This window comes from uncultured Sphingomonas sp. (assembly GCF_946477935.1).
Lineage (GTDB): Bacteria > Pseudomonadota > Alphaproteobacteria > Sphingomonadales > Sphingomonadaceae > Sphingomonas.
On record NZ_CAMLAC010000015.1, the window covers coordinates 1 to 15434 of the forward strand.

Here is a 15434-nt window from a genome sequence, read left to right on the forward strand (position 1 = left end):
CCGCTCCCCGTGCCATTCCCGACAAGGTTGCAGTGCCGATCGCCAACGCGCTGGTCGCCTTCGTCGCGACCGGCGATCCCGATCGGCTGGCCGGGTTGATCGACATGATCGGCGGATTGCGCCGGATACCCGCAACGGGCGATATCCTTGCGCATCCTGCGGTTTTCACCCGCCTTCGCCGCCATTATCAGGCGGTGCTGCCCAAGGCGTCGTTTCATCATTATTTCTGGGCGATGCGGGTCCTGCTCGGAGGGCTGCTGGCGGTGCTGACCGCGCCCCTGCCCCCTGCGCGCGCCTATCATACCATCTCCACCGGGTTCGCCGGACTGCTCGCGGCGCGCGCGGCGCGGCAGACGGGGCGCCCCGCCTTCATCACCGAACACGGCATCTACCTGCTGGAGCGCCAGATCGAGGTGATGATGGCCGACTGGATCGGCGATCAGGTCGATACGGGGCTGGAACTGGAGCGCAGCGTGCGGGACTTGCGCGACCTGTGGGTGCGGGCCTTCACCAGCTATGGCACCGCCTGCTACGATGCCTGCGATCCGATCGTCGCGCTTTACGGCGAGAATTTCATGGTGCAGCAGCGGCTGGGCGCGGCGGCAGAGCGGACGCGGGTGATCCCCAACGGCATCGATGCAAGCCGCTTCGCCTCCATGCCCGACGAACGCGATCCGGCACATCCGCTCGTCGCACTGCTCGGCCGCGTCGTGCCGATCAAGGATATCAAGACCTTCATCCGCGCCGCCGCCATCGTCCACGACGAGCGGCCCGACATTCGCTTCGCCGTGCTGGGTCCCGCCGACGAGGATCCCGAATATGCCGAGGAGTGCATGCGGTTGGTCGAGGATCTCGGGCTCGTGGCGGTGTTCGACTTTACCGGCCGGGTGCGGATCGAGGACTGGATGGCCCGGATAGACCTGCTCGTCCTCACCAGCCTGTCCGAAGCACAACCGCTGGTGATCCTGGAGGGCGGGGCATGCGGCATCCCGGTTGTCGCACCCGATGTCGGCAGTTGCCGCGAGATGATCGAGGGGCGGGGCGGCGATGATGCGGGTCATGGCGGCATCGTGACGCCGCTCGTCAGCCCTGCCGCGACCGCCGCGGGCATTCTGGCCATCGCAGGAAACCCGGCACGGCGTCGTGAAATGGGTGAAACAATGCGCGATCGTGTCCGCCGCGACTATGACCACGGCACGATCATTCGTGCCTATCGAACATTGTACGCAGAACTGATCGCGCGCTAGGGTCGGGATGCATTGATCACAGCCAAGAGATGACGGTGGCAGCGAAGGTGATGGCGGAAAAGAAGGCGGTAGGGCAGCGATTGTATCGGGTTGCGACGCGGCGCCCGTGCCAACCATCCGCTCAGTCTGTGACCGGACCAGTGACAACGCCCAAACAGTATCTTCCCGGCATACTGTGGGGTTGTAGGGAAAGCGGCTAATCGCACTCAGGCTGTCCCGCTTCAGGGCTTTCAGGTGCGCTCGGTTCCATAGCTCGCCAACCTGATTGCCGCAGTTGACGGCTTCCCGGCATTCGTCATCCTCAAACGCCTGAAGCAGACTGTGGGCATTGCCATCCATCGGCACCCGAATGGGTTGCTTCAGGTGCATGAGGTTGAGGCAATGGCCGGTAAAGTCAACTTAGCAGCTAACGTGCCAGCGTTTGCGCCAAGGGTAAGGCTTATGGTAAGGTTTATGGTAAGGCTAAGTTGCCCACCCCGCCATGAAAGCCAGCATTTCTGCCAGTGGGGGGCGGACTGACTAGAAGCCGAACCCCATAGTTGGGCTAGGCAATCGTCTTCAGCACCTTGTCAGTGCCGTCAATCAGGTCAGTGACCCGAGCCTCAGTTGGCTCTTTCTGCTTATTGTGGTCACAGATATTGCGAATGTCGCCAAGCATGGAGATATGCCGCCACTGTGGCACGTCGATGGTGCCAGCCGCCTTCAGCGCCTCGTTGAAGTCGCCAATGCCGGGGTTCTTCTTGGCAATCTTGATGTTGTGATCGCTGCAAACCTGAGCCAAGTGTTTTTCCAGCACGACGCCAGCCACCGCGCCAGCCGCACGGTAAAACTTGTTCTTATGAAGCTCCCGCGCCGACGCAATCTCACTGTCAAATAGGTCGGCTTGCACAAGCTGACGCATTTCAAACAGCGAAGACTTGAAACGCGCTTCAGCCGCCGATAAGATAGCTGTCTGATTTTGCATCTTTGGGAAGGCCGCGCTTGCGTCAGCCTTCACGTCACCGCCATATGTCACGCGCAAACCAAGCATGTAATCTTCGATTACATAGGTTTCAAAGTCGGCGCTCTTGCGATTTTTCGCCTTCTCATACTGCCGTTTGAAGTCGTCAAGCCGGTCAGGAAGCAGTTGCTTCAAAACAGGCAAACACTCAGAATACCAAGCTTCATACGCATTGCGAAATTGCGGTATTTCAGCCTCTATTTTAGCAAAATCCTCGTCACTCATTTCACCAACGGCATTGCGTAAGCGTTGGACACCGTGAATGTCACGGATCATTGCGCATTCCAACATGCTACCCCGGTGCCTTAAGTCGTTCAGGTCTTTCTTGAACCGCTCAATGTTAAGCGCCACGCGGTAGCCTCCCCCTATCAGGCGGCATCCGCCTGAGCCAGCGTCACCACATTGGAGCCGCCTTTGAGGAAGTTAGCCCAAGTCGCCATTAGCTCAACCCGCTTCTCAAGGAACTCGGTGCGAAGGTAGCCACCTCAACCTTCGCCTAAGTTTTTCACCTATAGCGCCGTCAGCCGGTTGATAGCCGCCATTTCCGCCATCCATGTCAACAAATCAGGGTATGCCCTGAGCCTGACCCTGTGAGCGGGAAATGGGCAAACATGGTGGTACGGTGTGGAACGCCAGAGTCGGCAAAAGCCAGCTTTTCTGCGGCTTTGCGCCATTTTTTGGCTGTTTTCCGTAGGGTAAGTGGCGGTGCTGTCAGTCTAACGCGAACCGCTCTCCATATGATGCATGTCAGTCTTTGAAGGCTGCAGCCTAGCTGACAAGAACCTGCCACTCCGCCAGTGCAGCGGAGCGTCGCTCCCGGTAGGTTTGTCGGTCGGTGAGGTGGCGCTCCAGATTGAAGTGGTTGTGGATATTGGTGTGGACCAAGGCGAACTTGTGTAGCGTCTTCAGCTGCCGGAACGGCAGCATCGCCCGCTCCCGTCGTCGGAACGGCAGGTGGCTGTTCTCCACCCGGTTGTTGGCCCAGCGGCCGACCTCCTGCCGGTCGCGACAACCCAGTTCGTCCATCGCAGCGCCGTAGCTGCGTAGACCATCAGTAGTGATCGCCTCAGGCGAGCCGTGGCGCCTGAGCGCCTTCTTCATGAAGGCAAGCGCTGCTGTCTTGTCACGCGTCCTGGTGACGTAGCTCTCCAGCACCTCGCCCTCGTGATCGACGGCCCGCCACAGGTAGACCATCTCGCCGTTCAGCTTCACGTACATCTCGTCCAGGTGCCAGCGCCAGTGGCGATAACCCCGCATACGGTTCACCCGCTGGCGGCGGATGTCGCTGGCAAACAGCGGGCCGAACCTGTTCCACCACAGCCGCACCGTCTCATGGCAGATGTCGATCCCACGCTCGAACAGCAGATCTTCCACGTTCCGCAGGCTGAGCGGAAAGCGCACGTACATCAGCACCACCAGCCGGATCACCTCGGGTGACGAGTTGAAGTGGCGGAATGGCGAGGCTGGCTTGCGCGGGCGGGGCATGCCCCTACCCTACCCTACCCTACCCGGCTCTCCCGAACACCCAGTGCATTTGGTTTGACAGAGCCTTCCTCCTCGTTTTCCGAAAGATCGATGTCGTCCTTGCGGTCCTGAAGCTCGTCCGACAACTCGATCACTCCTGTGATTGGCTCACGAAGCTGAGGGCTGTCGCCCGATCGTCATACGATCGAAGGCAAATAGCTTCATGGCCGGCATTAACTCGGTGCGGGGTATTGTCAAACCAACGTACCGGCTTGCTCGAGAGCAGCGCAAGGTTGGTGATTCGGTGACCTGAGCTATGCAGGCCATGCTGTCAGTGCTGCGAGCTTGCTTGGTATTTTCCAGGGTTGGCTCCCTTTTGCCCGCTAAACAGCAGGCAAAAGGGCAAGAGGCTCGCATTAACTCGGCCATCTGCAGTTGCTTTGACAGCACCCAGCGCCGCAATCCTAGGATTTTTGCCCTTGCTCTTCTTGAGCGATGATAACCCCCCATGCGGGAACGACCGTCGATGCGCCGGGCGCGAGCGCTTGTCCGGTGAGGAGATCACGCGCGGCACCATAGCCATAAGGCACGTTCAAGGCGTCCGACGAGTAGTTGAATATGAAATGCATCGGGCTACCGCGCCGGCTCGTCGCGTGCTTGATCCGCACGCGCGCAGGTAGCTGCTGATCCTTGCCATACAGCCCAAGCTGCTTCAGTTCATTGGTGATTATTGCAGCCTGCACCTTGTCGTCGACGACGGTCCCCTCATACACCAGACTGCCCTTTCCGTAGCCGTGCCGTGTCACTGCGGGCCACTGCCCAAAGAATGGATGGTCGTACCGAGCCAGTTCCTGCGCGCCTTCCAATTTGAGGAACTCGGCGATCGTCGTGGCGGCGTTGCCCCCCCCTACCTTGAAAGGGTCTCCCTTGAACGGCAGCGGCTTCGTCAACGTCGACACCTCCTGGTAGCTGATGCCGGCCACGTCGCGCAGCGGGCCCGGAGCGGTATCCGTGCGGACCATTGACTCGCCGTCCGAGACGCCGCTTTTGAACGTCATGATGACGTGACCGCCCTGCCTCACGAATACCCTTATCTTCTCCAGGAGGGCGTCGTCGGCGACGTAGAGCGCGGGTACGATCAGCAGCCTGTAGCCGGTGAAGTCGGCGTCGTCCGCCGCGACGAAGTCGGTGCCGACGTTGGCGTCGTAGAGCGTCCGGTGGAACTGCCGCATGACGCCGACATAGTTCGGGTCGCCATAGGGCATGAAGCTCAGGGCGTTCATCGAATCTACGCTGTACAGGATGGCGACGTCGTTTTTCCTCTTCAGGTCGACAAGGTCGGAACCGACGCGCTTCAGCGCCGCACCGACCCGCGAGACCTCGGCATACGAGCGGTTGGGCTTGAGATCATGCCCGAGGACCCCCTTCCAATAGATCTCCTGCCCATTGTGAAGCGACGCCCAGTGCCAATAGGACACCATGTTCGCCCCGTTGGAGATGTCGGTGAACACGTCCTGGTACATCTGCCCGTCGTACGGAGGCAGTTGTCGCTTGGCGTCCCAGCCGATGGTCTGCGCGTTCGTCTCGACGACGAAGTAGTTCCTCTTCTTGATCGAGCGCGCCAGATCGCCTTGGAAGGTCTGCGTCCAGCCGTCATAGCCGTCCTGCCAGTCGAAGTAGATGTCGGTGCCGGTCACGTCGAGCGGCTTGTCCATGTCGTGCGCATCGACCTCGGCTTCAGTCTGATGCGTATGATTCTGGAAGATAAATTGGTCGGATCGGGCGTTGGCCCGCACCAGGCCCGCTTGCCAGGCGATGAAGCGCGAGGCCCTGTACTGCTGGAAGCGCGACCATGCCAGCTTCAGGCTGGGGTTGTTGGCCCTGTCGCGCGTGGGCATATTCTCCCAGCTATCGACGTTCTGCCCCCAGTAGGTAAGCAGCCACGCATCGTTGAGCGCCTGCGTAGTCTTGTAGCGCGCCTTGAGCCATTCGACGAAGTCTCGATGGACGCCAGGATTGGACGAACCGTATGCGCTGGTCTCGTTGTCGAGTTGCCAACCGATGACGGTGGGATTGTCTCGATAGTGGCGAGCCAGCGCGACCACGATCCGCTCCGCATATCGACGATAGTTCGAATCGTCGATGTTCATGTTCTGGCGCATGCCGTAGCTCGTCTCGCCGCCGCCTAGCGGTCTGGCGAGCATGTCGGGATGCTTGGCGTACATCCACACCGGAATCGAGTAGGTCGGCGTGCCCAGGATCACCTTGATGCCGGCCTTGCCCATCGCCGCGACTACCTTGTCCATCCATGCGAAGTCGATTCGTCCTTCAACAGGCTCCCACGTCGCCCAGGTCGATTCACCCATGCGTACGACGGTGATGCCCGCCTGCTTCATCAGCGAGATGTCCTTCTCCAGCCTGCCTTCGCGGATGGGGGCGGGGACATATTCGTTATAGTATGCAGTGCCATACAGGATCGTATCGAGCTTTACCGGTCGGTCCGGCTGCGCGTTCGCGGAAGTGGCGGCCAGCAGCGATAGCATGGACGCAACGTACCAAGGGCGAAAGACCGTCATCTCAGATTTCTCCTCAGACAATCGCATCTCGGGATGCAACCGATGTCGTTCGGTATCACGTCAAAAGTCCACCGGAAATATCGATACGATCATGTTCCCGTCAGGCGCCGGGATGCGCCTCGTGCTAGGGGATACATACGAGATTGGGAAGCAAGCATCCCGCTGGCACCATACGTCAGTGAAAGCGCGTCCGGAGGAGTGAGGCATGACCCTCTTGAATGAAGGAGGAGAAGCACCGTCAAGACTCGGAGTAAATTGATCGAGCTGCGGCGCATCTGCTCTCCGCCGGACGCACCGCAGCGTCCGGTGGCTCCCCGTCGAAGAGCTGGCACGTCTCGTAGACCCCGCCCAACGCGATGCACGGGCCAAAGCTGTGGGCGCCACGAGAAGCTGCCGCATCGTCTGCTATGTCTGCTATGCGATTGATCCACGTGCGATCAGAGGCCTTGCGGCATTCCTCATGAGCGAGGCCTGCGGGGGCGATGAGTCGGCGGTCGGATGCGTCCTGGCAGGCAGCGACGAGGTCTGCTCCTGATCCTCGTGGGGCATGGCTCGCCAATACGCTTAGCGCTCATCGGGGGGCTGCGACGATCCATGTTTGAAAGCGCGGGTGCGCTGCGGGACGATCCCGTTCCCTGCTCGAAGACCATCGTTCCTTCGTGCATCCGGTGCCTAACCACACCATTACGAAGACGTCGCGCGACTATGGCCGCGGCCTGTCGAGCTGCCACTGCAGATGAGTTCGGACGGCGGGCCATTCCGGCGCGACCACGCTGTACACGCAAGTGTCGCGGATTGTTCCGTCCTTCATGCGGACATGATGGCGGAGGATGCCGTCAAGCTTCGCCCCTAGGCGTTCGATGGCTCGGCGGCTGGCGGCGTTCATGAAGTGCGTGCGGAACTCCACCGCCAGACAGGACAACGGGCCGAAGGCATGCTCCAGCAACAGCAGCTTGGCTTCCGTGTTAAGAGGCGTCCGCTGTACGCGGCCCGCATACCACGTCGCACCGATCTCCAGTCGCGGCGTAGCGGCGTCGACGTTGAGATAGGAGGTCATGCCCACCGGCGTCCCGCCTGGACCATCCAGAACGGCGAAGGCGAGCGTCGAGCCTCGCACCTGAAGATCAAGGCGTCGCAGGATCTCTCCTTCCATGTCGCCCCCAGCGGGAACGGTCGTGTACCAGAGCCGCCAGAGTTTGCCATCCTGCACGGCCTTGGCGAGAGCGGCAGAGTGGTCGATCGAGAGCGGCACCAGCTCGACGTGCGTTCCCGACAGCGTAACGGGCTCTAGAAGCATAAGGCAACCTCGATTGATGCGCGACACGTCGCGGAGCTTGATCAGGTCGAGCATAGCTGCGCCAGCTCGAACGGGACATTAGCGTCACCTGCATGCTGGTCCTAATCACTAGCTGTAATCAGAACCGTTCATGCGCTGACCATAGGCGGTGCGTACAGGATCGAAGACCTATCAGACCGTAAGCCAAACACGTGACACATTCAGCGCATCCACGTCCTGCACTGCCGTCTCGCCATTCGGATCGATAGCGCCGTCAGCGATGGGAAACTCTCGCACGGGGCCGTCGATGCGGTTCATCCGCGCGTAGTAGGGCACGGCCCGGAAGGACGAACCGTCTGCCCAATGCCCTTCGATCGTCATGACGCCTCCTAACAAGTCACGCTGCCATGTCGGCTTCAGCTCACCGTTACCTAACGAACCGGTCACGTCCGGCTGGTCCGACCGTTCGGCGGAATAGACGATTGGACCATAGCGCAGGGCCACCTGCCCTCGCGTCGCGCTCACCTCTTCGCGGGCCAGCACCCGCTGCACCTCGAGCGGCAGCTCGAACGCGATCCGATCGCCGGCCGTCCATTCACGCCTGATAACGGCGTATCCGTTTTCGACCGCGAAGGGAGCGGGATTGCCGTTCACGGTCAGCCGGCCCAGGCCCCGGACGTGGGGAGTCGCGCTGTACAGGGCGCTCGTGGCGCGATCCGGAATGCGGACATGCAGCGCGAACGTCGTGGGCTTCTCCGGATTGACCATCATCGAGACGTCACCTGACCAGGGATAGTCGGTGACCTGCACCATCTCGACCGGAGTACCGCCGATCTCGCCCACGTCGATCCGGCTGCCGACGAACAGATTCACGAAGAGGCTTTGATCGCCCTTGGCATAGGCCCAGGTAGGCAGCATCAGAAGCGTACGGGGGATGTTGCCGACGCAGCATGGACAGCTATGCCAACGGGCTCTTTCCGTGCCGGCCAGCGGATTGGTGTAGCAGAAGCTGCGGCCGTCGAGGGCCACGCCGCCCAGGAGCGCGTTGTACATCGTCTCCTCGTAAAGATCGGCATAGCGTGCCTCATGATAGGCGAGGTTCATCTTGTACTGGAAGAAGATGAGGCCGCAGCTTGAGCAGCTCTCGCAATAGGCGTCATGACGCAGTCCGTAGTCCTCGCCGAAACCTTCGGCCGTATCGCCGCTGCCCACGCCACCCGTCACATAGTATCGTCGGTTGACCATGTTGTCCCAGAGCGAGGCAACCGCGCTCTGATAGTCCACGTCGCCCGTTTCCGCGGCCACGTCCGCCATGCCCGAATAGAAGTACATCGCACGAACGGCATGACCAACCGCCTCGTACTGCTGGGTGGCGGGCAAATGGCTCTGATCGTATCGGGTGCCGCCCTCGCGCGAGTCGATCAGGAAGCGGGCGAGGGCGACATAGGCGTCGCCGCGACCGTTTCCCTCCATGTCGTTGACGAAGCGGCCGAAGCGCACCAGGGCCTGCTCCATTTCCTGATGGCCATCGAACCAGCGCTTCTTGCCCGGGCCGATATGCGCCACCCAGCAGTCGGCCAGCTTCTTCGCAGCGTCGTAGAGACGGAGGTCTCGGCCACCGGTCAGGGTATGGTGGTTAATCGCTGACTCGATGAAATAGCCCGCCACGTAGCCCTCGTGCCCCGTGCGCTGCGCCGCTATCCAGCGCGCCGGCCACGTCTTGCGATCCGCGAGCGTATAGGCGGTCTGGAGGTAGCCGTCGGGTTCCTGCGCGGCCAGGATGATGGGAATCCAACGTTCAAGCGTCGATCGCATATGATCCTGTGCGGAGAGCATCTCGGGATCGCCACCAGCGTCGATCATGAGCGCCAAGCACATCGACTCGACCGTCTGGTGCACCCATGCATTGGAAAAGACGTAGCCCTTGTGCGCGCCATGCTCCTCGCCGCGCAGCGCCTTGGCCGCCTCCACGAAGTTGTCGATGCCCCCCTGCCCCGTCGGAAGATCGGTCCGCTCGCAATAGGCGATGCAGTGCGGGATCCAGTTGACGATCAAGGCCTTGACCCGCTCATTCCACAGCGGATTGTCGATCGCATAGGGCGTCGTATAGACGACGTCCAGGCGGCGCTCCGGTGGAGGAGCGACGACGCGCACGCGGACGCGCGAGGAGACGGGTCTGCCTGCGGACATGGTCGTCGCCCTCAGCACGTAATCTCCGACATCCGAAAAACGCGCGCGGGTCTCTGCTGCGGTGGCATCCTCGAACGTCGCCGCGCCTGGGCCGCTCTCCTTGCTCCAGCGTAGGAGGTTGGCCTTCCCGCCTTCGAACCGGCCGACGCGCGCGGCCAGGTAGGTACTTGCGCCCAGCACCACGCTCCGGTCGATCCCGGCATCCACGACCGGAGGCAACACAGGCTGCGTTCCTGCAGGCCGCACCCGCCAGCGCCTGACGCCGATCGACCGCTTGCCGCCCGGTTCGATCTCAAGACGAAGCCGCTCGGTACGAACGGGGGCGAAGGTCAGGCTATTGAAACGATCGCCCGCCACGCCGAGCGATCCACGCGCAGCGACAGGAACGAAGGCGTCTCCGTTCCAGTACAGCAATCGTGCCGCGCTCGGCAGGCCGACCACCTCGCCGTCGTCGCCCCAATACAGTTCGACGCGATCCGTGGTGATGGCCGAAGGCCAGCTGAGTTCCAGCCATTGCGCGACCGGATGGTACCAGACCGCCCACATGCCGCTAGCCATGTCGCTCGACGCGGCTGGAACCTCAGCCCGCAGGATGCTATCGATCGTCGACCCGCCGGAAATGCTGCTGGCGCCAAGGCGGGCGACAGTCGCCAGATCAAGCTCCGGTCTGAGGGACGCACCGGCACGGGCGGCCAGCGGAAGCATGGCGAGCGCCGCGACACCCGCGAGAAGATCCCGTCGGTTCGGACGCACGATACAATCATCGCTGGACGGGCTCTCGGCCTGCATGGTCATCATCCTCTCTAAGTCTGTCCGGGACCGCGGCGGAGCGAGATCCGATTTCGTTGCCCCTGTGCCGTCGTTTCTATTCCATGAGGAGTGCAGCCGCCCGCTGAAGCAACGTCACGGCGTCCTGCACGGCGCGCCTCGCGCCGGCAGGATCCTTCAGTACGTCTGCCGACGTGAAGATGGCCGCATCGAAGATGGCGAGTTGCGCCCGTGCGTCATCGATCAGATCCACGGCTGCTTCATCCGGGCCATTGAGCAGATCGGATTTCGTCATCCTAACCATCATGGTCGCTCTCCTTCCGGGAACTCGGTCGCATGGGTGCAGTTGTTCCTTTCCGCCAAACGCACGAATCCTCAGGTCCTTTGTCCACGAGCGGCGAAGCGCTGCCGAGCGGTCGCGATGTCCTTCATCGCGAGATCGCGATATGTAGTGAAGGTGTCGTCGACGAAGGTGATCGTCGGGATCTGAGGCTGGTCGGGCCGGATCGGCCGGTACGCGCGAAAGCCGATCTCGTGCACGCCGCTGGAACCACGCCCCGGGGCAGGATGGCTGAGATGGTCGAAGGAGGCCACCGTTCCGAAGCTCGCCTGCGGATAGAGCGGATAACGTGCGACGTGATTCATTGGAATGAATCCCATCTGCGCGTCGTAGACCATCTCGGCGATCGGCGGGACGCCGGGATGGGAGGCGGCGAGTTCCTCCACGAGCATACGCGTGCCCAGCATCATGTCGCCGTCGGTATTGTTCTCCCATAGGCCGCAGATGTCGAGGAAATAGGCGTCGATCGGATAGCGCGACAGCATGTCAGCGATCCGACCGCGCAGATGATCCCGCCAGCTCCTCACCGCCAGGTTCATGAATACCATGGTCGTATCCCCCTTGCGGTCGCCATCCCAGTCCACGTAGTCCGAGGCGAAGGGCGTGCCGTAGATGGTGCGCACCTGGGCATCGGCGATCCGATCAAAGCCTGCCCAAGCCGGATTGGCGATGTTGCTGCCGAACATCAGCGCGAAGCGGAAGCCGAGCTTGCGTCCTTCGGTGAGGAGGCGGCGGAAGCCCGCTTCGCCGCCGGTATCGGCACCAATCCGGAACTCGGGATAGTCCCAGTAGTACCGCGCGTCCCACCCAGGCAGGAACACCAGCACGTTACGAGCATCGATCTGCCTGGCCGTCCAGCGCAGGATCTCGAGCTGGCGTGCGAAATCGTTATGCACATAGCCGGTCCAGTGCTCTCCATGCAGCGACAGGACGAGCGCGACCTCCTTCATCCAGGCCGGCGCGTCGGTACGCGCAGCGAAATCCGGTAGCCGGTAGGCGGAGCGCACGGCGTCGAAATGCGGCCGGGCAACGCCTGCGAAGTCCGAGGCGCCGGCGATCCGCCAGCGGCAGGTGGTCACGTCGCCGCGCCGATCCCAGCCGGCCTGTTCGTAGAGCAGCTCGACCTTGTAGCCGTCGGGGCCGGGGAAGAAGGCGAAGCGGGCGGGACGCACCTCGGTCTGAAGCGCTGAGATGCCCCACACGCGCTTGTCCTTACCCTCGATCGCCAGCAGCGGCGTCGCCATGCCGCCCATCAGCGCGGGATATTCGAACACGCGTTCGTCTTCCCCCGCATCGGTCCAATCGTTTCCGCCGACCGACAGCCGTCCGCGTGGAAGTCCGCGCACGATCGTCTTCACGGCCTTGATCGGCTGGTCGAGGCGCGCCGCGACGGTCCACTCGATCGCGCCAGCCGCCGTCCTGGTCAGCGTCGCGATGAGCGAGCCGGCGCGCTTGCGCGTGCCGCCCGCCCAGGTCAGACCCGTCGCTCGGAATTCTAGCGCATCGCCGCTGCCCCGCACGGACACGAGTGCGGGATCGACGCCGTATGCATTTTCGAAGCTGATCACCTCGAAGCCGAACAGCAGCCCGGCAAAATCCACCGAAGGTTCGGGGTTGGAAAAGCTGAACTTCATCAGCGCCGCGCCCTTCGGCGGCGTGTTGACGCCGTCGGTGGAGGCGAGAAGCCGCAGCCCGGCGGGATTGGCGCGCATCGCCTGCGCGGAGCTGGCCGGAGCCGCGCCGAGCGCGGCGACGGAGGCGGCCGTTCCCGCCAGTACCGCGCGGCGGGGAACGGGGGCGAACATGTCGGAAGAGCGGTCTTGCATATAACCTCGCTTGCAATCGGAACCCGCCCGGCCCCACGGCCGGGCGGTCGCGCCGTCAGATGCCGCCGCCCAGCTTGATCTGGACGCCCGCCAGGATGCGGCGGTTCTCCAGCGCGTTCTGCGCGAAGTACCGGGTGTCCTGGAACGATCGGCGGATCAGCGACTGGGTGAGGTTCACGCCGCTGGCGATCAGGTTCACCTTTGGCGTCAGCGCGTAGATCAGGTTCGCGTCCAGCTGCCCGAACGGAATGCGATAGTCCGGCTGGCCCGCGGCGTTGCCGCTGGCGGCCTCCAGAAGCCTGCTGCGCCACACCCAGTTCACGTTCGCGCTGATGCCGTACTTGTTGAAGAAGCCGGAGATCTGGTAGTTGTGCTTCGTGATCTGCTCGTAGGGTACGACGATACCGGCATTGTTCGGCGCGCGGGTGCCATCGACATAGGTGTAGCTGCCCTGCATGCCGAGACCCGATAGCGCTCCTGGCAGGAACGAGAAGGTCTGCCGGTACCCGATTTCCGCACCCGCAACATAGCCCTTGTCCAGGTTCTGGGGGCGCGTGATCAGGAAGCTCTGGCCTTCGATGACCCGTGGGACGGTCTCGTTCCGGATGAAGCCGCGCACGTCCTTGTAGAACCCGGCAAGGTAGACGCTGTTGTCCCGGCCGAAGTAATGCTCGAGCGAGGCATCGAACTGGTCCGCGCGTAGCGGCAGCAGGTCAGGATTGCCCGAGACGCCCGTGTTGTTCGCCGTGGTGCCGCCCAGGCTCAGGGTCGCGACGGGAGCGAGCTGTCCGAAGGACGGGCGCGTCAGCTGCTTCGAATAGGCCATGCGGAGGAACAGTTCGGGCGCCAGCGTGAAGCGCAGGTTCACGCTGGGCAGGACATCGACATACGACGTGGACCGGCTGTCAGGTACCAGCGTGCCGTTCGACTGGGTGAGCGTCGCGTCGATGGACAGGTCCGTCTTCACGATCCGCACGCCGACGTTGCCGTCCACCGGCAACCCCACGACCGGGAAGGCGAAGGTCGCCATGCCATAGGAGGTGTAGCTTTCCTCCTTGCCCGCATACGCCTGTGCCGGATTCAGCGGCACGGTGCCAGAGACGCCGAACAACGCGCGCGACTGCGCGAGGCCGCCTCCGCGCAGCGCACGGTAGCTGAAGGTCGCCCAGCGGCGCTGCTCCAGGCCGTCGTTCTCGTACAGATCGTCCGGCGTCACTTCGGCGAACGGGTTGGACGTCACCGGAGGCGGCGTGGCGGGAAGGTTCGCGGGACGGAAGCCCGTCTGCCGATCCACCGAGCGTCGATCATAGCGAACGCCGAACTGCAGGGTACGTATCGCCCCTTCGAAAGAGTAGGTGCCGTCCAGTCGTGCGGCCAGATCGTCGCCGCTTTCGTCGTTCCGATACTCGTTGAAGCCGGTGTAGCGATAGTTCGCCAGAACCGCAGGATCGACGCCGGTCAGCACCGCGCCAGGAAAGCGGGAGGCGGCGTCATACGTTACCTGCGGCGCTCTCGTCTGCATCGCCAGGAAACCGCCCGAGTTGCGGTTCGTGGAACGGGTGTAGGCGACGTCGGCCACGATCGTCGCGCGATCGTCCTTCCACGTGGCGTTGTAGCCGACCTGCAGCGCATCGAGCGAGCCGCCGAACGTGCTGGTGGACGATTCGACCGGGACGTTGGTGTATCGGCCCGATCGATAGATGTTCGAACCGTCATAGACGCTGAACGGTAGCACGGGCGTGCCCTGGTTGAGGAACGCGCCGAGGTTTTGCAGACCGCCCTGGTTGACGCTGTCGTTGTAGAGCACGTCCACCACCATCTCGAGCGATGAGGACGGCCGCCACTGCAGCGATCCATAGACCGTCGTCAACTCCTTGGTATTCTCGAAATAGCGCTTCCATACGTTAGTCGGCGCGCTGATACCCGCCGCCGCGCCCGTCGTCGGCGTCTGGTTGCCGTCGGCGGTCAGCAGGTGCAGCGCATTGCGCTGGCGCTGGAAGCTGCCGCCGACCATGACGCCGACATCGCCGATGCCCGTCTCCCAGCGGTTGCCAATATATCCGGAGATCACCGGATCGATCTTGTCGTCCAGGTTCGTGTAGACCGCTTTGGCGGTGAGAGAGCCCGCATAGCCGTCGAAGTCGAACGGACGACGCGTGCGGAAATCGATGATGCCTGCGATCCCGCCCTCGATCTGGTCCGCCGTCGGCGTCTTGTACACCGCCACGCCCGAGACGAGATCACCGGGCAGCGTCGCGATATCGAAGTTGCGGCCGAGCGCGCTGGGGAAGTTACGGCCGTTCAGGCGGTTCTCGGTCTGGCTGAGGCCGCGGATCGAGACGATGCCGCCACCGCCGCCCTGCGAAACCTGGAGGCCGGGCACGCGGCGCACGATGTCGATTAGGACGGTATCGGGAATATTGCGTAGGTCCGTCGTCGTCAGGACGCTGACTGACTGCGGTGCGTCGCGCTTGATCTGGCTGGTCGTGCTGAAGCCAAGCCGCTGCCCGGTGACGACGATGTCGGCAACATCCTGATCGACTGCGCCCTGTGGATCGGCGACTTGGCCGGCGACTGGCGGCGCCGCGGCTGGTGCATCCTGGGCGACGGCACGCGTGCCGCCCGCTACTCCCAGGATAGCGGTAGACACGAGAAGTGCGCTCCGCAGCGCATGGTGATGTGACGGGATCTTCATGGCAGCATTCCCCCTTTCCAGACACCGAAGCGCTGGATTGTGTTGTTGATTT

9 protein-coding genes and 1 pseudogene are annotated in these 15434 nt (G+C 62.7%); 1 reads left to right on the forward strand and 9 read right to left on the reverse strand.

Annotation, left to right across the window (positions count from 1 at the left end):
- Window positions 1-1247 (forward strand): GT4 family glycosyltransferase PelF (gene pelF, locus Q0U08_RS03250; RefSeq protein ID WP_298089699.1); only part of this gene is annotated, 1247 nt, incomplete at its 5' end.
- A gap of 16 nt (window positions 1248-1263) precedes the next feature.
- On the opposite strand, the pseudogene Q0U08_RS03255 reads toward pelF, so the two are convergent.
- The 9 genes and pseudogenes from Q0U08_RS03255 to Q0U08_RS03295 all read right to left on the reverse strand — a co-directional run.
- Window positions 1264-1350, reverse strand: a pseudogene (locus Q0U08_RS03255) (IS5/IS1182 family transposase); the annotation flags it as partial.
- A 441-nt stretch (window positions 1351-1791) separates the two neighbouring features.
- Complete coding sequence (locus Q0U08_RS03260) at window positions 1792-2523, reverse strand: hypothetical protein (RefSeq protein WP_298089701.1); 732 nt, start codon at window positions 2521-2523, stop codon at window positions 1792-1794.
- Window positions 2524-3015: 492 nt separating this feature from the next.
- On the reverse strand, window positions 3016-3732 hold the full coding sequence (locus Q0U08_RS03265; RefSeq protein ID WP_298089703.1) for an IS6 family transposase: 717 nt from the start codon (window positions 3730-3732) through the stop codon (window positions 3016-3018).
- Between the two features lie 443 nt (window positions 3733-4175).
- Window positions 4176-6287 (reverse strand): beta-galactosidase, encoded by a 2112-nt coding sequence (locus Q0U08_RS03270; protein ID WP_298089705.1) that lies wholly within the window; start codon window positions 6285-6287, stop codon window positions 4176-4178.
- 703 nt (window positions 6288-6990) lie between these two features.
- Window positions 6991-7638: a GNAT family protein gene (locus Q0U08_RS03275; RefSeq protein WP_298089706.1), complete on the reverse strand. Its 648-nt coding sequence runs from the start codon at window positions 7636-7638 to the stop codon at window positions 6991-6993.
- A 117-nt stretch (window positions 7639-7755) separates the two neighbouring features.
- Window positions 7756-10548 (reverse strand): beta-L-arabinofuranosidase domain-containing protein, encoded by a 2793-nt coding sequence (locus Q0U08_RS03280; RefSeq protein WP_298089707.1) that lies wholly within the window; start codon window positions 10546-10548, stop codon window positions 7756-7758.
- Window positions 10549-10618: 70 nt separating this feature from the next.
- A complete protein-coding gene (locus tag Q0U08_RS03285) occupies window positions 10619-10816 on the reverse strand; it encodes a hypothetical protein (protein ID WP_298089708.1) in 198 nt (65 codons plus the stop codon).
- Window positions 10817-10896: 80 nt separating this feature from the next.
- Window positions 10897-12687, reverse strand: a complete 1791-nt coding sequence (locus tag Q0U08_RS03290; protein WP_298089709.1) for a hypothetical protein — start codon at window positions 12685-12687, stop codon at window positions 10897-10899.
- 55 nt (window positions 12688-12742) lie between these two features.
- The gene (locus Q0U08_RS03295; RefSeq protein ID WP_298089710.1) at window positions 12743-15382 is read right to left on the reverse strand and encodes a TonB-dependent receptor; all 2640 of its coding nucleotides are present in this window, start codon (window positions 15380-15382) and stop codon (window positions 12743-12745) included.
- Window positions 15383-15434 lie beyond the last annotated feature (52 nt).